Origin of the sequence: Paenibacillus harenae (genome assembly GCF_030812415.1) — a bacterium.
GTDB classification, from domain to species: Bacteria; Bacillota; Bacilli; order Paenibacillales; family Paenibacillaceae; genus Pristimantibacillus; species Pristimantibacillus harenae_A.
Genome location: NZ_JAUSST010000004.1, coordinates 359588 through 383703 on the forward strand (window position 1 = coordinate 359588; position 24116 = coordinate 383703).

Annotated in this window: 21 protein-coding genes; 12 read left to right on the forward strand and 9 right to left on the reverse strand. The window is 51.7% G+C overall.

The annotated features are described in order from the left end of the window. The first annotated feature begins 149 nt into the window (after positions 1-149). The 6 genes from J2T14_RS16560 (at position 150) to J2T14_RS16585 (ending at position 5279) form a co-directional block, all read left to right on the forward strand. Entirely contained in the window at positions 150-581 is a 432-nt protein-coding gene (locus tag J2T14_RS16560; protein WP_307472464.1) for a hypothetical protein, read from the forward strand. A 38-nt stretch (positions 582-619) separates the two neighbouring features. Further along, complete coding sequence (locus tag J2T14_RS16565) at positions 620-1576, forward strand: sugar kinase (protein WP_307472465.1); 957 nt, start codon at positions 620-622, stop codon at positions 1574-1576. A gap of 2 nt (positions 1577-1578) precedes the next feature. Next, positions 1579-2361, forward strand: coding sequence for a DeoR/GlpR family DNA-binding transcription regulator (locus tag J2T14_RS16570; protein WP_307472466.1), 783 nt, complete (start codon positions 1579-1581; stop codon positions 2359-2361). A 294-nt stretch (positions 2362-2655) separates the two neighbouring features. Continuing rightward, a complete protein-coding gene (locus tag J2T14_RS16575) occupies positions 2656-3351 on the forward strand; it encodes a hypothetical protein (RefSeq protein ID WP_307472468.1) in 696 nt (231 codons plus the stop codon). Further along, complete coding sequence (locus J2T14_RS16580) at positions 3323-3766, forward strand: hypothetical protein (protein WP_307472471.1); 444 nt, start codon at positions 3323-3325, stop codon at positions 3764-3766. The genes J2T14_RS16575 and J2T14_RS16580 overlap by 29 nt, the downstream gene beginning before the upstream one ends. Positions 3767-3923: 157 nt before the next feature. Next, positions 3924-5279 carry a glycoside hydrolase family 28 protein gene (locus J2T14_RS16585; protein WP_307472473.1) on the forward strand — a complete coding sequence of 452 codons (1356 nt, stop codon included), beginning with the start codon at positions 3924-3926 and terminating at the stop codon, positions 5277-5279. A gap of 143 nt (positions 5280-5422) precedes the next feature. On the opposite strand, the gene nagA is transcribed toward J2T14_RS16585, so the two are convergent. Both nagA and nagB read right to left on the reverse strand, forming a co-directional pair. Continuing rightward, positions 5423-6613 carry an N-acetylglucosamine-6-phosphate deacetylase gene (gene nagA / locus J2T14_RS16590; protein ID WP_307472475.1) on the reverse strand — a complete coding sequence of 397 codons (1191 nt, stop codon included), beginning with the start codon at positions 6611-6613 and terminating at the stop codon, positions 5423-5425. After that, a complete protein-coding gene (gene nagB / locus J2T14_RS16595; protein ID WP_307472477.1) occupies positions 6614-7339 on the reverse strand; it encodes a glucosamine-6-phosphate deaminase in 726 nt (241 codons plus the stop codon). It lies immediately after the preceding gene. Between the two features lie 285 nt (positions 7340-7624). Between nagB and fni the strand changes: the two genes are divergently transcribed. Beyond that, entirely contained in the window at positions 7625-8680 is a 1056-nt protein-coding gene (fni, locus tag J2T14_RS16600; RefSeq protein ID WP_307472479.1) for a type 2 isopentenyl-diphosphate Delta-isomerase, read from the forward strand. 84 nt (positions 8681-8764) lie between these two features. On the opposite strand, the gene J2T14_RS16605 is transcribed toward fni, so the two are convergent. From J2T14_RS16605 to J2T14_RS16615, 3 genes are read right to left on the reverse strand one after another with little or no spacing between them, the layout of a single operon-like run. After that, the gene (locus J2T14_RS16605; protein ID WP_307472481.1) at positions 8765-9865 is read right to left on the reverse strand and encodes a Ger(x)C family spore germination protein; all 1101 of its coding nucleotides are present in this window, start codon (positions 9863-9865) and stop codon (positions 8765-8767) included. Then, on the reverse strand, positions 9862-10962 hold the full coding sequence (locus tag J2T14_RS16610; protein WP_307472483.1) for a GerAB/ArcD/ProY family transporter: 1101 nt from the start codon (positions 10960-10962) through the stop codon (positions 9862-9864). The genes J2T14_RS16605 and J2T14_RS16610 overlap by 4 nt, the downstream gene beginning before the upstream one ends. Then, a complete protein-coding gene (locus tag J2T14_RS16615; RefSeq protein WP_307472485.1) occupies positions 10959-12290 on the reverse strand; it encodes a spore germination protein in 1332 nt (443 codons plus the stop codon). The genes J2T14_RS16610 and J2T14_RS16615 overlap by 4 nt, the downstream gene beginning before the upstream one ends. Before the next feature lie 196 nt (positions 12291-12486). Here J2T14_RS16615 and J2T14_RS16620 point away from each other — a divergent pair, with 196 nt between their 5' ends. Continuing rightward, on the forward strand, positions 12487-13494 hold the full coding sequence (locus tag J2T14_RS16620; protein ID WP_307472487.1) for an MBL fold metallo-hydrolase: 1008 nt from the start codon (positions 12487-12489) through the stop codon (positions 13492-13494). 5 nt (positions 13495-13499) lie between these two features. Here the strand turns inward: J2T14_RS16620 and J2T14_RS16625 are convergent, their stop codons facing one another. Both J2T14_RS16625 and J2T14_RS16630 read right to left on the reverse strand, forming a co-directional pair. Further along, positions 13500-15125, reverse strand: a complete 1626-nt coding sequence (locus J2T14_RS16625) for a response regulator (protein WP_307472488.1) — start codon at positions 15123-15125, stop codon at positions 13500-13502. Positions 15126-15167: 42 nt separating this feature from the next. Continuing rightward, on the reverse strand, positions 15168-16892 hold the full coding sequence (locus J2T14_RS16630) for a sensor histidine kinase (protein WP_307472490.1): 1725 nt from the start codon (positions 16890-16892) through the stop codon (positions 15168-15170). 269 nt (positions 16893-17161) lie between these two features. Here J2T14_RS16630 and J2T14_RS16635 point away from each other — a divergent pair, with 269 nt between their 5' ends. From J2T14_RS16635 to J2T14_RS16645, 3 genes are all read left to right on the forward strand, one after another. Continuing rightward, positions 17162-18016, forward strand: a complete 855-nt coding sequence (locus J2T14_RS16635; protein WP_307201028.1) for an ABC transporter permease — start codon at positions 17162-17164, stop codon at positions 18014-18016. A gap of 52 nt (positions 18017-18068) precedes the next feature. Then, positions 18069-18947: a carbohydrate ABC transporter permease gene (locus J2T14_RS16640; protein ID WP_307472492.1), complete on the forward strand. Its 879-nt coding sequence runs from the start codon at positions 18069-18071 to the stop codon at positions 18945-18947. A 125-nt stretch (positions 18948-19072) separates the two neighbouring features. Continuing rightward, positions 19073-20800 (forward strand): extracellular solute-binding protein, encoded by a 1728-nt coding sequence (locus tag J2T14_RS16645; protein ID WP_307472495.1) that lies wholly within the window; start codon positions 19073-19075, stop codon positions 20798-20800. 93 nt (positions 20801-20893) lie between these two features. On the opposite strand, the gene J2T14_RS16650 is transcribed toward J2T14_RS16645, so the two are convergent. Together J2T14_RS16650 and J2T14_RS16655 are read right to left on the reverse strand one after the other, a co-directional pair. Beyond that, on the reverse strand, positions 20894-21703 hold the full coding sequence (locus J2T14_RS16650) for an MBL fold metallo-hydrolase (RefSeq protein ID WP_307201026.1): 810 nt from the start codon (positions 21701-21703) through the stop codon (positions 20894-20896). Between the two features lie 86 nt (positions 21704-21789). Further along, entirely contained in the window at positions 21790-22578 is a 789-nt protein-coding gene (locus J2T14_RS16655) for a DUF2935 domain-containing protein (protein ID WP_307472497.1), read from the reverse strand. A gap of 238 nt (positions 22579-22816) precedes the next feature. Between J2T14_RS16655 and glpX the strand changes: the two genes are divergently transcribed. Further along, positions 22817-23815 (forward strand): class II fructose-bisphosphatase, encoded by a 999-nt coding sequence (glpX, locus tag J2T14_RS16660; RefSeq protein ID WP_307200377.1) that lies wholly within the window; start codon positions 22817-22819, stop codon positions 23813-23815. The last annotated feature ends 301 nt before the right edge of the window (positions 23816-24116 follow it).

Genomic DNA, 24116 nt, shown 5'->3' on the forward strand with positions numbered 1-24116 from the left:
GGTTTCACAAATGGAGTCATAAAAGCTGCAAAACGACTAGAAAGATAGCGTATTCATTTGAAAAAAATCTCGTATCTGATAAACTACATGTTAGGTATAGTTTCGTAAGAAGCGGATGCTTCGCGAACAATTTTAGAGGAGGAAGAAGAATGTCTGATGTTATGTGGTTTATCCATTTGTTAGGTGCTATCGGAATGGGCTTCTATATCGTGCTTCCGATTATGCTTGGAAGAGCATCCAAGCTGGCCGGGGCGGGGCAAGAAGGTCTCGCGGACGGATTGCTGTCGGCCAACCGAATCGCGCAATACTTTCTTGTCATCCAGCTGTTGACGGGCGGTTACATGATGTCCCAAAGCGAATATGAGGTGATCTGGATGATCATTATCACGCTGCTGTTCCTCGGTATCGCCGCTGTCGGCGGCATCGTAACGAAACCGCTCAAGCTGATTGTTGCTTCGATCCAAGAGGGCAAGAGCGCAACGGCGCATATTAAGAAGGCACGTATGCTTAGTTTAATCGTGCTCGTCCTATATATCGTAATTATTTACTTCATGAAATATCCAATTTATCCTGAAGTGTAACGCGAAGAAACGTGAATAAGCTGTAGGGGGATTGCAATATGCATGAATCATCACCGCAAATTGTTACGTTTGGCGAATCCATGGCGCTATTCATGCCAGGTGAACATAAATCGATTGAAAGAGCTTCTTCGCTGGAGCAAAGCTTCGGAGGAGCTGAGAGCAATGTCGCAATCGGACTTGCTAGACTCGGCTCGTCCGTAGGCTGGTTCGGCGCGCTTGGCGACGATCCGTTCGGCAAGCTCATCTTGAAGACGCTGCGCGGCGAAGGCGTCGATATATCGCGCGCGAAGCTCGATGCGAGCGCTCCGACCGGCATGATGTTCCGTGAGCATGTGGCCGGCAAACTTGCCGTTCACTACTTCCGCAAGCATTCCGCAGCGAGCAAGATGACATCGGACAAGCTCGACGAAGAATACATACGCGGAGCGAAGCTGCTTCACGTGACAGGCATAACGGCTGCAATAAGCGAAGAAAGCAGAAATACGCTTAAGCGTGCGGTTGCCGTGGCGAAGGAATCAGGCGTGAAAATCAGCTTCGACCCGAATTTGCGTCTTAAATTATGGTCGATCGAGGAGGCGCGAGAGACGCTGCTTCCGATTGCGGAGTATGCGGATTATTTCCTGCCGGGATGGGACGAGCTGAAGCTGCTTTACGATACGGACGATTATGATTTCGTTAAGGATAAGCTTAGGCAGTTGAAAGCGATAAGCATCATTAAAGGCAAGGGCGATACGACCGTCGTCTTGGACGGCGATCAAGAGGATAGTTTGCCATTCTATCCGGCCGAGCAGGTCGTAGATACGGTTGGAGCGGGAGACGGCTTCTGCGCCGGCTTCCTTGCCGGCATCATGAAAGGCATGACGCCGGTAGAAGCCGTGCGGCTTGCGAGCATTAACGGGTCCCTTGTCGTTCAAATGCGCGGCGACTGGGAAGCGTTGCCGGAGTGGGACGTCGTGGAGCAGCGTCTATCGGCGAAAGCCTGGGTGGAACGTTAACAATGGCGGATTCGGGCGGCTCCAAAGGACAACGCCGAAGAGAGGCGATTTTGCAGCTTCTTAAACAGCAGGGTCGAATCACGATTCAAGAGCTGGTTGAGCGATTCGGCTGCTCGGAAGCGACCGCTAGGCGCGATCTTGAGCAGATGGAAGGAGAGTATCCGGTTATCCGCACCATTGGCGGCGCTATGTACGACGGCATGCACACCGTTCGCGAGCTTCCTTTTGCCGAGAAGGAAGGCTTGTCGATCTTGGAGAAGGAACGGATTGCCGAGCTGGCGACGTCGCTCATCGTCGAAGGAGACGTCATCGGACTCTCCGGCGGCACGACGAACTTCCTCATGGCGAAGCTGCTGAAGTCGCGCAAAGGCATCACGGTCGTTACGAATGCGGTCAATATCGCGATGGAGCTTGCCGGCAGCCAGATTCAAGTCGTCGTGACCGGCGGCATTATGCGCCACAATAGCTTCGAGCTATGCGGACCGCTTGGCGAAGGCATGGTCGGACATTTGCATATCGGCAAAATGTTCATCGGCGTCGACGGCATTTCGGCCGAAGGCGGCATTACGACGTATTCCGAGCAGGAAGCGCAAATCGCGAAAGCACTCATAAAGCGATCCCAATCCACCTATGCGGTTTTTGACCACACGAAGATGGATCGCACATCCTTGTTCTCTATTGCTCCGATCGCCGACCTCGGTGGCGTTATCACCGATGTTCCGCTTGAAGGCGATCTGGCCGAGCTGCTGGAAGCAATGCATATCGCTGTGCATGTAACGGGATAGTTTTATGAAATCCGGGATTCGTTTAAAGAAAGGACCTCATCCTCTACTTGGTAGTAGGAGATGAGGTCCTTTTGCTCGATGTTGGGCCTCCCGTCCGTTCGATTCGTTGGGGCTTTGGACTTCCTGACAACGACTCGGATCAAACCTTTAATAACCGCAATTGTTTCTTAAAAAATAGCATTCTAACAAAATCCCCGCGGTGGTAAGGTTGAAAAGAAAGGTGCCGGCTAGGCCCAAGATGCGCGCACTTTGAGCGCTGCATTAACCTTAACAACAATGGTGCGAGGTGAGAATGTGGAAGTGCGAATCAATTTGTTGGAGAATTGGAATCGGACGGGTGAACCAATCGATAACGGCTATGATTTGAAGCAGCCGTTCAAGCTTGCGTATCCAGCACCGGCCGAGTCCGTAGGCTGGTATCCGATCGGTTTCGAGCGAGGCAACGATACGGCGCTGGACGCGATGGGGTGGTTCGGCTTCAAGCTTGGCATTCAAGCTTACGCGGAGGAGACGGAGCTGACCGTTAAAGCGAGTTTCGCGGACGGCCGCGCCGTGCTTGCTTCCGCCTATATCGCCGGCGCTGGCGAGCATGAGGTTATCGTAAGGCTATCGGATTTCGAAATTGAAGCTGCCAAAAACAATATATGGCGTTTCCTGCAAGCCATCGAGCTGCAAGGAAATGCGGCTCTGTCCTCGGCTATGCTTGTGCGCGGCGACAAAATATTCGCGTCGATTGGCATAGCTGGCAAGTCCGGCGATACGGGCGAGGAAGTCAACTATGCAATGAGCATTTATAATTGCACGGATGCCAGACAGCATGTAACGGGGAAGCAGCTGTTCAAAGGCTGGGAATCGCTTATTGCTAAGCTTGTCCCTTCGAGATTCGTGCTTGAGTCTTCTCATGTATGGCAAGACGCTAACCGGATTCCGAACCGCGGAGCTTCTTGGAGCGCTGGATTATTTGGTTTCGCGCAGCGATGTCGATGCTGATCGCATCGGAACGATGGGTTTCTCTGGCGGAGCGTTGCTGGCTTGGGTATGCGCCGCGCTGGATGAACGGCTGCGCTCCGTCTTACTGACGGGTTTTCCCGGCACGTTCAAAGGTACGATCATGGAGGTGTTTCATTGCGTGGATAATTATACGCCGGGCCTGCTGGCCGAGGCGGAGCTGCCGGAATGGATCGGACTGATTGCTCCGCGTCCGCTGTTCGTGGAGTCGGGAAGCGGCGATCCGATCTTTCCGGTTGCATCGGCGCAGGAGGCGATTCGCCGCCTCGAGAAGACGTACCGCGATGGCGAAGCCGAGAGCAGCTTCGCGTCGGACGTATTCCCGGGCGTCCATGAGGTCAGCGGCCGAATCGCGTACGATTGGCTGGCAAGGCAGCTGAAAGCTTTGGCGGAATAAGAAATGTAAACAGTCTGTTCTTCAAAGAACTTAAAAAAGGTTATATACGTCTATAAAAACTTCATACCAATGACGGACGGGATGCAATAGAATGTTTCTAATCTTATAATCCCATGAAGGGAATATGAACTTAAGATGACGACGGAGGAAATGAAGTATGCTGGATGTATTTGACGTGAAAAAATATGGCGCCAAGGGTGATGGCGTCACTATTGACACGATAGCCATTCAAAAATCGATTGACGATTGCTTTGAAGCAGGCGGCGGATATGTTATTTTGGCAGGCGGCACGTTTGTTTCGGGAACGATTTTTTTGAAATCCAACGTCTATTTGCAGGTCAATCCGTCGGCTGTGTTGTTGGCCAATCCGGATATTGGCGATTACCCGGACGGGACGCATTATAACCGTTATATTAATGAGAAGGACATGGATAAATGTTTTATTTACGCTGAAGACGCCATGAACATTGGCGTAATCGGCCAGGGCGAAATTAACGGCAACGCCGAAAGCTTTCCCAACGAAGGCAGCATTTATCGACCGATGATGATGCGGTTTTTGCGATGCAAAAATATTCATGTTAAGGGATTGCGACTCTATAATTCGACCGCGTGGACAACGGCCTTTCTAGACAGCGAGAATATTTGGTGCGAGGACTTGGACATCCGTAATGATAGAAGGTACAACGGGGATGGCTTGGATTATGACGGATGTAAGAACGTTTTTGTTTCCAACTGCAAAATAGTAGGAACCGATGACAACCTTTGCATACAGGCAAGCAGCAAAGACTATCCGATGAGTAATGTACACATTTCCAACTGCCACTTTACCTCCATCTGCGCAGGCATTCGTATCGGGCTTAAATCTGTGGGCGATATTTCGAATGTAACGATTCACAACTGCACGTTCGAGAATGTTTGGCGTGAAGGGATCAAAATCGAATGTACAGAAGGCGGCAGTATAACCGACATCGTAGCTCATGGTCTAGTCATGAGGAATGTAACGCGTCCAATCTTTATTCTCCTGAACAATCGCCTGGATATGATCGGATCATCGATCGGGCTTGATGAAATGCCGGAGATCGGCACGATGGAGCGGATCACGCTTACTGGTATTATAGCGACGGACAACGATGAGATGTACAATACCCATTACCGTTTTACGGACGATATCATGGGTTGTCCTTCTTTTAACGGAATTCGGGTAGATGCCTGCGACAGCTATCCGATTCGCGATTTAACAATGAAGGATATTACCTATACCTTTGTTGGCGGAGTGAAAAAAGAGGACATTCCTGCAGAATACCCAAAAGTCTGGGATATGAGGTACGAGCATCCGGAGAAGGTTTCCGAGAATTATTATCCAACTTGGAGCCGGACGACGTTCATGGATATCAGAAATGTTGAGCGGCTTTCACTCGACGGCTTGAAGTTCCATGCTATGAAGGAAGATACGAGAGATTCGTATATGATCGAGAACTGTAAAACTTTCAAACAAGATATCACGGAGTATTAGAATCACGAGTATAGAATCACGAGTATCCACTACTGAAAAAATGTCCAACATCGAAAAAACGCCATCTATCCGGTCGCAAGACCAGGTAGATGGCGTTAACTTTGTATGAAAATCAGCAGATTCCGTTTTTCATGTTATTCGATTCAACTCGCATGCGAAGTATAGACCGTTCTTCCCTGCACCCACGTACGTCGCACGTTCAGATCAGCATCGGTCAGGATGAGGTCGGCTTGCTTGCCGACGGCGATCGAGCCTGTGCGGTCGTCGATGCGAAGCTGTCTTGCGGCGTTGCCGCTGGCCATGATGCTGATCTGCGGGATCGATAGGCTCGTATTGGCGAGCATATAGCGGAACGCGCCGATCATCGTCAGGCTGCTGCCGGCAAGCGCTTTGCCTTCGGCTAGACGGGCAACGCCGTCCTTGACGATGACTGGCAAAGCACCCAGCTCGTACTGGCCATCCGGCATGCCTGCGGCGGACATGGCGTCCGTAATCAGGATGACCTTGTCCGCAGGCTTGGCTGCGACAAGCAAGCGTATGGCGACGGGATGCACATGATGTCCGTCGGCGATCAGCTCCGCATGGATGCGGTTATCTGTCAGCACGGCGCCTAGCGTTCCCGGCTCGCGGTGGTGAAGGCCGCGCATCGCATTATACGTGTGCACCGCTTGGGACAAGCCAGCATCGGCGGCAGCCTCAATCTCCGTATATAGAGCATCCGTATGGCCGCAAGCGGTCACGATACCGTTCTGCGATGTCCACGCAATCGTCTCCGCAGAGCCTTCTTTCTCCGGTGCTAGCGTAAGCTGGCTAATAAGCCCCGGCCATCTTTCCGCCCATTCTTGCATCCAGCTAAGCTGCGGGTTAAGAATATAGGCTGGATTCTGCGCACCGGGCCATTTCTCGCTAATGAACGGCCCTTCCAAGTGAACGCCGTGCAACGCTGCATACGGCATTCCCGCCGATCGATATTCGGCTGCCGCTTCAAGCACGGCTTCGATGGATGACTTGGGAGCGGTCATCGTCGTGGCGAGCATCGTCGTCGTGCCGTTCGCGGCGTGAAAGCCCGTGATTTTGTCGTAGCTGTCGCGGCTCGCGTCCATGAAGTCAGCTCCGAAGCCGCCGTGCACATGCATGTCAATGAAGCCCGGGAGAACGTAACCGCCCTCGCCGTCAATCACGGAACGATCAGCGCCGCTCTCGGCCTTGCTTCCTACATCGATACGTTCGATAAGGCCGTTAGCGATAACGACGCTGCCTTCCTCGATGCGATCCTCCAAGACGATGCGGACATTGCATAGGGTGAAGCGGTTCGTATACTCATTTTCTTTCATTTAATCCAACATCCTTCCTGCCTCTCGGTCGAGCAGAACAATGACGCGCGGATGCGTCTGGAGCAGCGAAGCGGGAACGTTCGTCGTAATGGGACCCGTCAATGCTTCCTTGACGATCTGCGCCTTGTCGGCACCGCGTACAGCTAGAATTATCGTATTGGCTTTCAAAATCGAGCCAACGCCCATTGTCACCGCAAATTCGGGCACCTCATCCATGGAGTCGAAGAAGCGGGCGTTAGCCTCGCGGGTCTCCGGCTTAAGCTTCACGACATGCGTGCCGCCGGAGAGGCCGTGATCGGGCTCGTTAAAGCCGATATGTCCGTTATGGCCAAGCCCGAGCAGTTGAATATCGACGGGCTGCGCTGCCAGCATCGCGTCGTAACGGACGCATTCGGCTTCGATGTCGGCCGCCATGCCGTTCGGCAAATGCGTTTGCTCAGCCGGAATATCGATATGGGAAAATAAATGGCTGTTCATATAATATGCGTAGCTCTGATCGTTCTTCGGCTGCAGACCGACATATTCGTCGAGGTTGTACGTCGTCACTTGCTCGAAGCTAACGTGCTCGTTTTTGTGTATTTGTACTATTTTGTCATAAATTCCGATCGGTGTCGATCCTGTTGCGAGCCCTAACACCGCTTGCGGTTTCGCTTTGACCAAATCGGTAATATATCGCGCGGCGTAAGCGTCCAGCTCCTGCTGCGTGTCGAATTGAATGATTTCCATAGCATAGCCTCCTTGATCGTAGGTTGAGCTTTTCCGATGCTTTTAGTGTAAAACATTTTCGATGGATAAACAACATAATAATGATTGAAAAAATCAAAATTATGATCATTAATGTCAATAAACACAAGAGCAAGCTTATGGGACACAAAATCATCCGTGCGTGAGCGCGAAACGAAAATGTATGCTATGCTAGTTCTATATGACCATAAAAGGTTATGAAAGCTGCCGATGGTAACGGGCGGCAATAGCATACATAGATGAAGTTAAGGCGTGGGAGGAAGTCGTATGGCAGTAGAGCAGCAGGATACTACAGCAAAGCGCAAAGGCGAGCATATACGAATTTGTTTGCAGGAGAAGGTGAACGGCGTCGGCATCGAAACCGGCTTCGAGCGTCTGCGCTTCAAGCATAATGCCATGCCTGAGCTTTCGTTCCAGAGCGTTAGCCTCGAAACGGAATGGCTTGGCAAGAAGCTCGGAGCGCCATTGCTCGTTAGCTCCATGACGGGCGGCACGGACGAAGCGGGAGCGATTAATCGCCGCCTCGCCATTGCCGCCCAAGAGCGGGGCTGGGCGATCGGACTAGGCTCCATGCGCGCGGCGATCGAGCAGGAGAAGCTTGCGGCATCGTTCGCGATACGCAAAGAGGCGCCTACCGTACCGGTGATTGCCAATATCGGCGCTGTGCAGCTCAATTACGGCTTTGGTCCGGAGGCTTGTCAACGGGCGGTTGATTTATCGGAGGCCGATGCGCTCGTCCTTCATCTGAACAGCATGCAGGAAGTGTTCCAGCCGGAGGGGGATACGGACTTCAGAGGACTTTACGCCCGGATTGAACAGGTGTGCAAATCGGTCACCGTCCCGGTCGGCGTCAAGGAAGTCGGTTGGGGGATCGACAGCGAGACGGCGACGGCGCTTGCTAACGTCGGCGTCGCTTTCATCGATGCCGCAGGCGCAGGCGGCACGTCTTGGAGCCAGGTCGAGAAATTCCGCTCGAAGGATGTCATGCGGCGCGAGGCCGCCGAGGCGTTTGCCGATTGGGGCATTCCAACAGCGCAGAGCATTGCCGATATCCGAAGCGCATTACCATCCATGAAGCTTGTCGCAAGCGGCGGCTTGCGGCATGGCGTCGATGCGGCGAAGTCGCTGGCGCTCGGCGCGAATATCGCAGGCTTCGGACGGGTGCTGCTTCCGAAGGCAGCCGGCGGCAGCAGCGATGTCTCGGTACGAGGTCTGCTGGAGCAGTTCGAGCGAATTGAGTTCGAGCTTCGCACAGCTATGTTCGGGATTGGAGCAGGCACAATCGAGGCGCTGCGCAACACGAACCGGTTAATCCATATCTAACGATCAAATCAGTTTTTGTAACACCGATAAGCACGGCTAGATAGGCGAAGGATCCCGCTCGCTGCTATCTGCGCCGTGCTTTATTTATTGAATTAAGCCCGTACCTTCGATGTTTACCTTCGCATTGACTTTGAAATCGGCGCCGGGATAGATGGGTAGCCATTTCTCATACGCTTCATTAGGGTTATTGGAGTGATGGTTCGCCCGATACCGGAGCCCGAAACCGAACGGATCCACGCCGGCCTGCTGAATTTTGCGAAGCAGCTCTTCGGCTTGCCGCGAGTAATCCTCGCTTAGCTTCTTCTCGATGGATGCCCACTCCTGCTTATACAAATTTTCCGGTGCATCCTCAAGCACGACACTCATTTTGACTTTGAAGGCAATGACAGTTTTCGCGCCTTGCGTCGTCATGCGATACTTTGAACGAATATCGCTAACAGCGGCTACGACCTGGGTGTCTTCGTAAGTGCCGCGTACCGACGATTTGGGATAGCTTTCTGCAAGTTGAGCGAAAAGCTGGGTCTCCTCGGGAGATAGCACCATAATGATTTTGTTTTTATTGAGCAGAGCCGTCCGATTGATGATATAGCTTTCCTTGGAATCGGGGATGATTATCGGCAGCAGCGGATCCAATCCTTTCTCGAAAGCGCGTTTCGAAAATTCGGACAGCGGCTGGACATACGTATACGGAGAATCGGTACCGTCGGCTCCGAAGCTAAGAAAGAGCGTATTGCCCGGATATCGTTCGGAGACCGGTTTAACGCCGAGCAGCGCTTGCGCATCGGGCTTGGCGACCGCGATGTCGGCAACGCTCTGAATGTCTCTTCTTCTCCGCATCCATTGCAACATCCCGCTATAATCGCTGCGTGCCAGCTCTTCTCCGACTAGAAATATTTTGCAGTGGCCGAAATCCAGCTCCTTGTCGACGTGAGACTTGAGCATTCGAACGCCTTCGGCAATACTGCTGGCATCAATGGTTTCGAGCTGCGCTTTGGATGCGCCAGGCTCGATCTTAGGCGACGGAAGGGCAAGCTGCAGCGTAATGCGGTAGGGCTTTTGCTCGTTATCCGTCTTATCGATGCCCGTCGCAACAACAAAAAAACGTTTGTCGATGTCTTTGAACCCGCAACCGCCTAAGAAGCAGACGGTGACCAGTAGAATGACGCAGCAAAAAACGTTTCTCATGCGGACCTGGGCCTCCTTCGGCTCAAAATAAAGATGCCAATGACAAGAAGGATCTCCACGAACATGCGGAATATGAGCCAATAGGTCGATATAAGCATATTCAGCTTCTCGTTCGTCAGCAGCAAGTATACGAAAGTGAGCGCTATGAACACGCCTACGATGACATAATTGGATAAAGGCGTTTTCTCGCTGTCTATCTCGGGTTTATGGTTCGAAATCATGCTCTTGACGAATTCCATCGCTTGATGCCATCCCGACATCGTAAACACGAGCGTTAAGTTCAAGTACACGATGAGGAACAGGAACAAGACGCGTTCGATGAACCCGTACTGCATGAGCAGGGAGTCGGCGGTAATGCTCCAGATATAGATGTAATTGCCGACCGTCTCCGTGCCATGAATGCCAATCGGAACAAAAAAAGTAATGAGCAAAATAACGAAGCCCATCAACGGGTAGATCCAGCGATGCCGGAAGCGGGAGTTGGGCGGCATCAAACGATTGAACAACGACATATTGATGTATCCGGTGAATATAAACGAAGCCGCGGCGGTAGACGCGAGCGTTGGCGCTTTCGTTACATAGTTGGCGATTACCCGGATCGCATCCCAGTTCAAGTGCGGGTTGCTGCCTGCCTTGAACAAAACAAATAAAATGATCGGCGCGTTAACGATGAGACCAATCTCGATCACGAACATAACCGTCAAAGAGGAACGCGTGGCCGCATAGCCGCATGCAAGGACCAGCATGGCCAAGATAAGACTAACATGAACGTCGGGGTTGAAAAACCGATTGATCATGATGGCGAAGGCAATAATGGCTAGCGACGTTGCATAGAGCCACATAAATGTGAAAAACGAGATAAGACTATTCGAGATCCACTTTGGAAGATGCATCTTCAATATCTCGGGCAGTCCTTTGCCGGGATACCGGGCGAGTGCGCCAGTGTACAGATACAGAAGGATCGTGCCGATAACAGCGCCGATAATGAGCGACTGGACAGCGCCTCTGTAGCGGTCGGCCATGAGAATATGCGGCACATACAGCATCAGATTGATAAAGCTTACGAGAATGAAGTTATAGAAGAAATAACGGTTCACTTCAGCTTCACCTGCCCAATATCGCCTTCGGTCGGCTGCAGCCTGCCGAATATTCGGAAGTACGGCTTGCCGAAGCTTCTTAGATTGCATAGGTAGGTGATGTAAACGAACACGCCTACCGCAACGCCCGAAATGCCAAAGAAAATCGCTATAATGATTAACGGATACTTCAAGAACCGGACAGCGAACGATAGGGAACTGACCGGAATGACGAAGTTGGCAATCGCGACGACGGAGGTTACGATAATCATTATGCTGCTGACGAGACCTGCTTGCTGCGCGGCTTGTCCGAGAATAAGGCCGCCGACGGTCGTCGCCGTAGAGCCGATATAGCGGGGCAGCCGGATACTTGCCTCGATCAGCGTCTCAATCATGAACAGCATGATGAACACTTCGATAAAGGAAGGATAGGGAACGGCCGATCGGCTTCCCGCAATGGAGAACGCAAGCTGAACCCGGAACAGCTCCGGATTGTAAGAGACGATAGAAATATAGAGCGCAGGCAGGGTGATCGTAAGCAAGATAGACGTATACCGGAGGAAAATGAGAAATCTCGTCATCCAGAATGCTTCGTAATGATCTTCGACCGCATGCATGAAGTCAAAAAAGGTAGCAGGCAATATAATGGCGAACATACTGCTTTTCATCAAAATAACGACTTTGCCTTTGGCAATCGCTTTCGAAATTCGATCGGGCCGCTCCGTAATGAGCACCGTCGGAAAAAGATGCTTCCTCTTTCCGATCAGCAGCTTGTCCAGCTCCCCGGCAGCGTTAACCATCTCGACGTGTATGGTCGTGATTTTGGTCCTGACATTGTCAAGGATGGTCGGATCGACGCGGCGCTGGTCGAAGACGACCATGATCGGCGTTTTGGATACCGATCCGATCGTATGCTCCTCAACGGACAAGTCTGCCGACTGGTACATGCTGCGAATAAGGTTCAAGGATTTGGTCAAGTCTTCGCTTAATGCAAGCTGCGGACCTTGAATGGCGCTTTCGACCTGAGTCTGCGGACTCTCGTTGCATATGATCCTTGCAGCGTATAAGGAATAGACGATGCCATCCGCTTCAATCAGCGCATTGCCCCGCAGCAGCAGGTCTCGCCATTTGGCTACGTCATCCGCGACCTTATACTCGACAATGGTGCGAAGCTGCTCGCGGTAAGGCTGCTCCCGCTTCGCGAACGGTACGAATATAAAGTCGGCGATCATTTTTTCCTCGCACATCGGAGCGATGTAAGCGACTTGGATCGTCATCTCGCCATTGCTTAGCTCTTCAAGCTTCATGTCGACCGCTTCGGCGAACATCAGTCTTATACGTTCGTTCATGATTTTTTTCCTCCTCCGGTTAGAATGGATAAGCTTCCATAGTTTGTGCAAGGAGGCGTATATTATGCTAGCAATGCCGACGACGAACCTTTTGCGAGGAGCTAGAAATTCAAGTACAATGAGTAAACATAATGTTTTCGCGTTTGGCTGCAGGCGATCATGAAGGAGATAGAGAGAATAGGGTAGGAAGGGCGATATGATGCAGGAATTACATACAACGAAGCTCGCGAACGGCTGGCTGCAGGTGAAGGTGCCGCTGCCTTTCTCGTTGAAATGGGTCAACAGCTACGTAATACCGGAAGAGAACGGTTATACGCTCATCGATCCGGGCTTGCGTACCGACGAGGCCATTGAAGCATGGGAGGCGGCACTGGCGCTGAATCAGTTGAAGTGGACGGACATCGCGCGCATTATAGTAACACATCAGCATCCCGATCATTATGGGCTTTCCGGCTATGTGCAGGAGAAGAGCGGAGCGCCGGTATACATATCCAGAGCTTCTCATGCCTATGCGCTTCGGCTATGGGGAGAGGGCAGTCGTTTCGCCGAACAACTAAAGTCCTTATTCGTAGAGCATGGCATGCCGCTGGAGCTTGTAGATGCCATCGGTGAAAACCTGGCCAGCTTCGTGGAGATGGTATCGCCGCAGCCGAAAGTCGCTTATTTGGAGGCGGGCGGGACGCTTGCCATAGGGGGATTGGATTGGCAGCTTATCGACGCTCCCGGGCATGCCTCCGGCGGGCTATGCTTCTATCAGCCGGAGCGCAGATGGATGATATGCGGCGATCAAGTATTGCCGCATATTACGCCCAATGTGAGCGTCGTGCCCGGCGAGGACGAGAGACCGCTAGCTTTGTTTCTTGCCAGTCTGGAGGAGCTTGCGGAATATGAGGTAGAGCTGGCATTCCCCGGTCATCGCGATCCGTTCGATGATTTCTCGGGCCGAATAGAGGAGCTTATCTCGCATCATGGCCGCAGGCTCGTTCGGATGGCTGAATTGCTCGAAGAAGAGCCCCGCACGGCTTTCGACCTGTGCGAGGCTCTATTCGGCAGCCGGTTGCGAAGCAATCCGCATAATTTGCGCTTTGCGATGGCGGAGACGCTTGCCCACTTGTACGAGCTCGTCCGGCAGGGAAGAGCAATCTACAGTCCGGCAAACAGCTGTACGAGCGGCGTTTACTATGCTATTTCCCCCACGCGATAGTGAAATTAGCGGTCGCGGAATTCCTGCGGCGTAATGCCGTAACGATCTTTGAACACCTTGATGAAATAGCTTGTTTTCAAGTAACCGATTTTGGCGGCGATCTCGTAGATCTTCTCGTTGGAGGAGCGAAGCAGATGCGCCGCCTTTTCCATCTTAAGCCTCGATAAATAATCGCTGATGCCTTCCCCGGTCTCCAGCTTGTACACCTTGGACAAGTAAGAAGGATTCAAATAGACATGTGCGGCGATCGTTTGAAGTGAAGCGTCATCCAGGCGGTTCGCTACGTATTCCTGCACCCTCTGTACGATGCCCGATCTCGAATCCTGTTCTCTAAAGCTCATATGGCTCTTGAATGACTGGAGCACATCCGTCGTCCACGAGCGAAGCTGCTTGATCGTATGGAACTGCGGACCGCCGAGCAGCTGGTTGAAGTTTTCCTTCATAATATCGGCCATCCATAGCTTATTCTTATGAATCGAGTAGCTGAGCGAGCTGGCTATCATGAAATACGTCTCCAAAATATGCTCATGCGAGTCGCCCCACTTATGCTCCAATTCATCAAATGCGTTCGATAGCTTCTCGTCGATGGCGTCCCATTGCCCAGCTTCAAGCAGATGGATGAGCAGCGGCGGATTGTAAAGATGCGTAAGCGAATTCGCTTCGCCCGTATCGATCTCTTCGGCCAGCGTGAACATAAAACCCCGCTCGCCCCCGATGCGCTGCCGGAAGCTGACGAGACAACGTTCGTACGTATCGCGGACATCGGCAGGAAAGGCAGCCGGCTTGCTTAGTACGAGCGAAATCGTGCCTTTCAAGTAAAGGCTCACGTAATGCTGCAGCTGGGCGACTTTCGACTCGACCTGCTGCAGGGCAAGCTGTTCCTTAACGGCAGCGTTCTTGCTGCCAGCCTTGCGCATAAGGAGGAAGACGAGATAGCCGTGGTCATCCTTCAAGTGCCACAGCGTATACTCGTCTGCGAATATCTCCTCGGCAATGTTACAGACTGCGAATTCGAGCAAGGAGCTGTCTTGCTCCGTCTGTTCGTCGAAATAATCCTCCATGCGAAGCAGAATAATGCAAAACGGCGAGCCGACCGTGTGCGGTAGTTGAAACATATCAAGCTTCTGTTCCAGCTCGCCGGGAGCAGGGAAGCTCTTGCCTTGCAGCAGGGAGGCAAGCAGATGCTTCCGTAATACGGGCAAATTTTGTTTCAGCGACGTAAGCGTCTTCTGCTGCGAAGTGACGGCGCTCCAATGCTGCTCCAGCTCGGCGACCGCCTTCTTCACCGCTTGAAGCAGCTCCTCGTCCTCGGCAGGCTTAAGCAAATAATCGGTCGCTTGCTGCTGCAGCGCCCGCTTCGCATATTCGAAGTCGTTGTAGCCTGTCAGCAGTATGCATCTGACATCTGTCCAAGAGCCGCGTATTTGCTCGATAAGCTCAAGACCGGACAGGCCGGGCATGTGAATGTCGGTAATGACGATATCGATCGTCGTCTCGTTCATGACGGCGAGCGCTTCTGGTCCGGAATAGGCTTGATACACGTTATCGATACCTATCGTGTCCCACGGCAAGTTATGGACCAAATCTTCGACCAGATCGGGCTGGTCGTCAACGATGAGTAATTTGTACAAGGCTGTACTGCACCTCCGGTAATAGGATTCATGTTCGTTCCTCTAGCTGTTATGCGGCCATGTGACCGATACGGCAAGTCCGCCTTCCGGCCGAACGCGGAACGTAAGCGAAGCTTCCGAGCCGAATTGGTAAACGATTCGCTGACGGATGTTCCAGAGCGCGCAGCCGGTACCGTCGTTCGGCGGATTCATGACGCTCATCTCCAGCTTCCTCATCCCTTCCTCGGTTACGCCTACTCCGTTATCCGCTATCGTAATCGTATGGTAACGGTCATTGCTATCGCCGGAGATCGTAATGATGCCGTCTCCGGCGAATCGTTCAATGCCATGAATAACGGCGTTCTCCGCGAGCGGCTGAAGCAGCAGCCTTGGAATTTCCAAGGCAAGCATCGATTCCGGCACATCGATTTCATAAGACAAGTGCCGAATATGGAATTTCTGGATCTCCAAGTAGCTTTCGATTAACTCCAGCTCGTCCTTAAGCGTCGCGCTCGGCTTCTCTACCCTTGTCGTATAACGGTAATATTTGGACAGATGCATAGCAAGCTTCATGACCGATTCTTTCTTGTCCAGCCTTGCCAGACTTCGAATAAGCGCGAAGCAATTATATAGGAAATGCGGGTTGATCTGCGACTGCAGCTGCTTTACGTTGGCTTCGCGGGTACGGATTTCTTCCATGTACAGCTTCTGGATCAACTGCTCCGTATTGGCCGCCATGTCGTTGAAGCGATGGAACAGGTACGTGAATTCGTTTTTCGGATTGGCCGTAATCCGCGCCGAATAGTTGCCGTCCTGCAGCCGCTTCACGCTGCGGATAAGCAGGCCGATCGGACGCTGTACGTTGCGGTACAGCAAGTAGCCTGCGAGCAGGCTCATGACAAGAAGCAGCGTTACCGAGCCGTAAAATAAGATTTGGCTTTTGACGATCGGCTTCAGGATATCGGCAAGAGGCACATAGTCGACAAGATACCAATCGAGCGTTTCCAGATGTGCGGTCGTAACAAGGAAGTCGTCGCCGTGCACCTTTATAATGCCGTCGGTTACGCTCTCCGTGGTCATGCCTGGGAGAAATTGTTGAATGGAATCGGTCATCGTCTTGTCCGAAGTCCGGTTCCGAATGACAGAACCGTCCTTATGGACGAGGAAGGGGTCGCCCTTGCCCGCCAGCTTGAACGTATCGAGGTCCCTGATAAGATGCTCCTCGGGAAACGAGATTTCAACGATGATGCCGGCTTTCTCCAGATCGTTCACTTTGCTGTTCGGCTTGACGATATGGCGGACGAAACGCTTATGCTTAATGTTCTGAATGATCATTTCCTCGTACTTCCAGCTTGGCGTATAGATTTCTTGGACGGAATCGAGATCGTAAGAAAGATAAGGATTGGTCGAGACGAGCTGTTTGCTGGCGGGCGCGAGCACCGAATATTGCGTATCCCAGCGCTGGGATACGTTCAGCAGGCGGAGCCGCTCGATGATGCGCAGCTTCTCGTCATTGCGTATGTAGGCGCTTTCGATCAAATGCAAATTTTGCAGCTGCTGGATATGGATATCTTCGGTGAGCAGGTAACCGAGCGTCGACAGCGTCGTCACGCTACGGTCGATTTCGCTGGCCAGGAAGGCGACGTCCTTCTGCTTCAACGACTTCATCTCTTCTTTGATGACGTCCATGCTCGTCCGAATCGAAAGCGTATACAAAACAATGATCGGAATAAGCAATAGGACGATTAACGTCATGATTTTGGTGAACGTATTTTCTCGTAAACGCATGACCGAACCTCTCTTTTTTATGAAAATAACGATAGATAAGTCAACAAAGTGGCATGCTTCCAAAGAACGTGGTCTATAGCACAGGAGATACTGCTGATAAAATTAATCATACAGGAGAGCTGATAAAACACAAATCAATTTTTGTTCGGAAAGGGGCAACAGGAGTGGATAGCGCATTAAACAAACCGCTGCCGCAAGCAGAGGAACAGCCGCAGAAGCGGGAAGCCAAGCCAAGAGAGAAGCTAAGCCGCACATGGCCTTTGCACTTGATGCTGCTGCCGGCAGCCATCGTAACGTTCATCTTCGCTTACGTGCCGATGAGCGGTCTCATTATGGCGTTTCAGGATTTTAAACCATACGACGGCATCTCCGGTTCCAAGTTCGTGGGGCTGGAGCATTTCAGATTCATGTTCGAGTATCCGGACAGCAAGCAGGTCATATGGAACACGCTCATCATTTCGGGATTGAAAATCGTATTCGGCCTTATCGTTCCATTCACCTTCGCCATCTTGCTTAACGAGGTTCGCAAAATGCTGTTCAAGCGCGTCGTGCAGACGCTTGTCTACCTGCCTCACTTTATCTCGTGGGTTATTCTCGGCGCGATTCTGACCGACATGCTCGGCAACAAAGGCATCGTGAACCAGACGCTGAGCGCGCTCGGCATGTCGAACGTATTCTGGCTCGGCGACGGGGACTGGTTCCGCTTTACCGTAGTCGTCAGCGACATTTGGCAGAACTTCGGTTTCAACACGATCGTCTTCCTGGCTGCGCTGTCCGGCGTTAACCCTTCCTTGTACGAGGCGGCGGAAGTCGATGGCGCGACGCGCTGGAAGCAGACGCTTCATATTACGATTCCGTCGATGATTCCAATCGGGGTCGTCGTCGGCACGCTGTCGCTGGGCAACATTCTGAACGGCGGCTTCGATCAAATTTTCAACCTTTACAATTCGCTCGTTTACGACAAAGGCGACATTATCGATACGTTCGTATACCGTACGGCAATCCTTAACGGTCAATACAGCTTCGGTACGGCAGTCGGCTTTTTCAAATCGATCATCGGCTTGATCATGATCGTATTTTCATACCGGGTGGCATACAAATTTGCCGGTTATCGCATTTTCTAATTCATTTATCGGTTATTAGGGAGTGTATCAATCAAACAAAGGATGAGATTTCATGTATCATAAAACAGCAGGCTACAAAACGTTCTCGGTGTTCAATTACGCGCTGCTCGCATTCATATGCATTACATGCGTCATACCGCTCGTTCATATTCTGGCCGTCAGCTTCAGCGCAAGCTCGCCGGCGAACGCGAATCTGGTTAAGTTATGGCCGATCGGCTTCAACTTCGACGCTTACGCGAAGACGCTGAACAATGCGAACTTCTTCAATGCGCTTAAGGTTGGCGTCTGGCGAACGGCGCTAGGCACGGTCGTAGGGATGAGTCTTATGATTCTTGCCGGCTACGCCTTGTCCAAGGACAACCGCGATTTCCGCAGCCGCTCGTTCTATACGTGGTTTTTCTTGTTCACGATGCTGTTCAGCGGCGGTATCGTGCCGGGCTACATGCTGATCCGCAATTTGGATCTGATGAACTCGATCTGGGCGCTTGTATTGCCGGGCGCCATCAACGTGTTCAATATGGTACTCTTAATGAACTTCTTCCGCGCCGTGCCGAGGGAGCTCGAAGAGGCGGCCACGATCGACGGGGCAGGCCAGTTCCGAACGCTGTGGAGCGTTTTCCTTCCGATCTCGATGCCCGCGCTGGCGACGATCTCGTTGTTTACGATGGTCACGCATTGGAACTCTTGGTTTGACGGCTTGTTATATATTACAGATTATAGAAAATATCCATTATCGACATTCCTGCAAACGATTATTGTTCAGCAAGATTTCAATAAAATCAATCCGGACGTCAATGAGCTGAAGAACATTTCGCAGCGGACGGTGAAGTCGGCCCAGATCTTCATCGGAACGCTCCCGATTTTGCTTGTATATCCGTTCCTGCAGCGTTACTTCGTGAAAGGGATCATTTTGGGAGCGGTTAAAGAATAAGCGACAAAATGGCATCGATAACAAAATAATGGTCTTTCGAACGAAAAAAAACGGTATTATAGTTAGTTTTAACGATGGTAAGTATCGTTATTAATAACATAATATGACTTAGTGGGGGTAGCGCAATGAAGAAGTGGTTGTCTTTATTATTAATTCTTACATTCATGCTGGCGATTGCGGCATGCTCGGGCAACAACAACGGCAACAATAACGCCGGCACGACCGGCGGTAACGCCAGCAACACGCCGAAAGAAACGGAAGCGGCGGCAGAGGAAAACTTTAAAGACGGCAAATATACGACGCCGATTACGCTTTCGACGGTTTGGGGACTTAACCAAAGCTCGGTATTCAAAGTAGGCGAAACGATCGAGGACAACGTTCATACGCGCCTTATCAAAGAACGCCTTGGCATCGACATCAAGTACGATTGGGTTATAACGAACACGAACGACGCTTACAAAACGAAGCTGCGCCTCATGCTCTCCTCCGGCGAGAAGATGCCTGACATCGTCGTATTCCGCGGCGACCTTGAGACGGTCAACATGCTGATCGATTCCGGCCAGTTCATGCCGGTAGGCGATCTGGTTGACAAATACGCGAACGAAACATACAAAGCGGGCCTCGATCTCGATCCGACGATCTGGCTGCCGATCAGCCGCGGCGGCGAGAAAATGGCATTGCCGGTTCTCGATTACGCCTACAACGGCGACCATGTGATGTGGATCCGTCAAGACTGGCTCGATAAGCTGCAGTTGAAAGCGCCTACGACGATCGCCGAGATGGAAACGGTCATGGACGCGTTCACGAACCAAGATCCGGACGGCGACGGCAAGAAAAACACGATCGGTCTTGCGACGGGGTTCAAGAACGGCTTCGCGAACTGGATGACGGACATCGGCTTCCTGTTCGGAGCTTACGGCACGATTCCAGGTCAATGGAACCTCGCTGCCGACGGCACGCTGGAGCACGGTTCGATAAACCATGCCGCTAAGAAGGCTTTAACGAAGCTGAACGAATGGCTGAACAAAGGCTATATCTCGCAGGACTCGGCATTGTTTGACGAGGTCAAAGGCTCCGAGCTGTTCACGAAGGGCGAAGCGGGTATCGTTTTCGGACCGAACTGGCTGCCGGCATGGCCTTTCCCGGACCTGAAAAACAACGTTCCGGGAGCAACGTACAAAGCATACCCCGTGCCTGCAGGCCCAGACGGCACGATCGGTTCGCAAGGCGGCAACCCGCCGTCCAACGGATACATCTTCGTTAACAAGGATTCGAAAAACCCGGAAGCGATTCTTCACTACTACAACTGGTTCTTCGATAACATTGCCAACCCACAGCCGGGCAGCGAGTTCGAGAAAGGCTTCGCCGAAGGGTACGACTATGCGACGCTTCCGGACGGATCGATCACGGCGGATGCCGCGAAGTATCCCGATTTGTTCCCTGGCCTGAAGGACCAAACGGCGCCGCCGCTTTACTACACGCTGACCTATGAAGGCGCGCGTATTCCTACCTTGTACGCCGATACGCATATTAAGCTTGCAGGCGGCGCCGAGCCGACGACGCCTTACGAGAAGCAAGAATTCAATACGCGTCTGAAAGAAAACACGGATGCGATGAAGGTGGTCATGGACCAAGTAGAGATTCGCAAGAAAAACTACTACATGGGTCCATTGACGGAAACGATGCAAAGCAAAAACGAGCTTCTGAACAAGCTTCTGAACGAAACGTATAGCAAAATCGTCTACGGCCAGCAACCAGTCGATACGTTCGACGAAATGGTCGAAAACTGGAAGAAATCCGGCGGGGAGCAAATTACGAAAGAGGTTAACGACTGGTACAACAGCGTTAAGTAATACGGCCTCCTGGAACCCGCACCTAGAGCTTGATACGAATAAAGCAAGAGGCGTCCGCAAGCTTGTTTCGCTTGCAGACGCCTCTTTTTCAGTTCAATGCGGTACGTAGCGTCCTTGCTCGGGTACAGCTATTTCATGGAATTTTTTGCACAGTAATTTTAAATTAGACTTTAGAGATTCGCCGAACATCGGCTCGCCATGTCCGGTAATCGCCAAAGTTGGCTGTAGTGACGCTAGTTTTTTGACCGACCTTTCCGCCAATACCCAATCGGTCGTAAAATATTTAGGCGGCCCGCTTATTTCCTGCTCTTGCATCATGACTTTGTATAGCGATTCCTGCTTTACCGTAACGAACGCATCGCCCGCAATAAGCGTTCCGTCATCCTTGCGGAATAACGAAATGTGTCCCCGCGTGTGTCCGGGCGTATGAATATATTCCCATTCCGGGAGCACCGGGATGGTGCCGTCCGCAGGCAAAGCGATGACCCGATCGTCCAAATTGATGCCGTCATGGGGAAAGAACGGCGACATTTCCGTCACGAGACCTCCGTTAACGGTAGGGTCGGCGGGCGGATAATCGGATAATCCGGTTAAATAAGGCATCTCCAGCTCATGAGCGTACACCGGTACGTTCCAATGCTCGATCAGCTCGATAATCGCGCCGACATGGTCGAAATGCCCATGCGTCAAAATAATCGCCGTCGGCGGGAAGTCAAACCGCTCATCGGCCGCTTTTATTATTTTTTTAGCCGATCTAGGCATACCGGCGTCAACGAGCACCCATCCCTTATCCTTCTGCTTTGGATCTCCGATAAAGCATACATTCACGATTTGAACGGGATAACAAAAAACGTCCGGACGATAAGCGAGTCCTTCTCCGTTCGCGACGGAGGTTAACGGCATGAACGTATTTTCAAACGAGCTTTCCAAGCTGCTTCAACCTCCTGCATGATCACTCTCCTTTTATAAGCTTTCCTATTGGCGGACGGTTATTCCAATCTGGGCTTAGCGGGATCGCAGTTCGGAGGAGCAACTGCGCCGCAATTCGAAAGCTTTAATAAGTAGTAGCACTCCTCGCGGTACATATGATCGGGAATTAACGGGTTAAGGCGGCTCAGCAGCTCCTCGCTTAATTCCATCTCTTCAAGCTCATTTAGAAATGCCATAAATACGTTCATTTCCATATTAACGTCCTCATGAAACTTCGATAATGCCGGATAATGCTCGCGCATGGTTCGGAAGTAGCCGGTCAGCTCGATCGCTTTCAAATAAAATTCATTAAAATGTTTTTCGAACTTTTGGCTTTTTCGAATGAGGCGTTTCTCGACGGAATCCAGATCCATTACGATAGCAGCGGCGTGGCCCGCCGCGTCCGGAAGCCAAAGCAAGTCATGATGAAGGGAGGGGAAATGGGGCACGGGCTTGCCATCCAGCAAAGCGGTCAATATTTTAACGTACTCCTCCAATTCGTTGACCATATGATTGATAAAGGTAGGCGTCAACCCGATCGATACCTTTCCGAGCAGAAGCTGGTCCAACAAGTCAAGCTTAAAGGTGCGCAGAGATATAGTTGCATCATAAGCTTTTTGGTTGAGCTCCGGTAACGAAGAGCCCTGCGTCCGCGCTTCGGTTAGCAGCCGGTCAAAAAGTTGAATAAACAGCGCGGATGTTTGTATATCCTTCATTTCTTTGGGCGGCAAAGCATTATTGATGAATCTCGAGTGATCGCCTAATATTTGCAGCCAAAAACGATGTTCAAACCATGCTTGTTCATCCATGCCAGTAACCCCTCTCATCAAGTTCATCACATCAGTTTATGTTCGGAATCCGGCGTCAGAACTAGAATGAGAATCATGTATTAGCGATATAAGCTTCATTTAATGATGTTCTAATGAAAGTTTTCGAATATATATTGCGTCATATATAAATTTATGTTACATATTAAATAACGGAAATGAGACATATAGGATGCAACGAACTATTCCGTCACATCAGAGCAGGGGAGAAGAGTCGACAATGGAGAGAGAATTAGCGCTTGAAATCGTACGCGTAACGGAATTGGCAGCATTGGCATCCGCGCCTTGGATGGGCAGAGGGGATAAGAATAGCGCAGACGGCGCTGCGACTTCGGCCATGCGCGCGATGTTCGACTCGGTATCGATTCGCGGAACGGTCGTGATCGGCGAAGGGGAAATGGACGAAGCGCCGATGCTTTATATCGGAGAAGAGGTCGGGAGCTTGAACGGACCGGAGGTCGACGTAGCCGTCGATCCGTTGGAGGGGACGGAGATCGTTGCGAAAGGGCTGAACAATGCGATGTCCGTCATCGCGGTAGCCGGAAAAGGCCAATTGCTTCACGCGCCGGATATGTATATGGAGAAGCTGGCTTTCGGTCCGGCACTCGTTGGAAAGCTTAGCATCACGGATCCGATGGAGGTAACGCTGAAGAAAGCTGCGGATGCTTTGAACAAGAAAGTATCGGACCTGACGGTAATGATCCTCGATCGCGCGCGGCACGAGGCGCTGGTGAAGGTGCTTCGCAAGGTCGGCGTACGCATCAAGTTTCTGTCGGACGGCGACGTTGCCGGCGCGATGGCGCCAGCATTTCCCGAAGCGGGCATCGATCTGTACGTTGGCTCGGGCGGAGCGCCTGAGGGCGTACTGGCCGCAGCCGCTCTCAAATGCTTGGACGGAGAGCTGCAAGCACGGCTCATGCCTGCGGACGGCAACGAATACAACCGCTGCGTCGAGATGGGCATCGAGGATCCGTACCGCGTGCTGACGATGGACGATATGATCGGAACGGGCGACGTTATATTCGCCGCGACAGGCGTCACGCCGGGCGAGTTTCTCGGAGGCGTACGATACTTGTCGGACCAACGGGCAGAGACGCATTCGATCGTCATGCGCGCCAAGACGAAGACCATTCGGTTCATTCGTACGCTTCACTACCTGCCGAACAAAACGATGTTGAGCAGCGGGCTGGAGATGGCAGTAAGCGGAAGTAAGGAATAGGCAAGCCGCTTCGGGGCGGGAAACAAGTTTTAGGGGGATGTACTACAGATAATGACGATTATGCGCCAAGTGCTTATCGTCAAAGCAAGCAGCGGACGCCGTTCATGACGGTTTCCGCTGCTTTTTCTTTACTCTGCGAAACGGGCATTTTCTATGATATTTAAGGCGGCTTTCTAACCCGATCGAACGAGTCGAGTTATACGTTTAGATTGTAAAAATCAGGTTGTGAATATGATAGTTTTGGTTGAGATCAATGAATTCTAATTAAAAATACCGTGCTATGATAGTGAAAAAGCGCTTA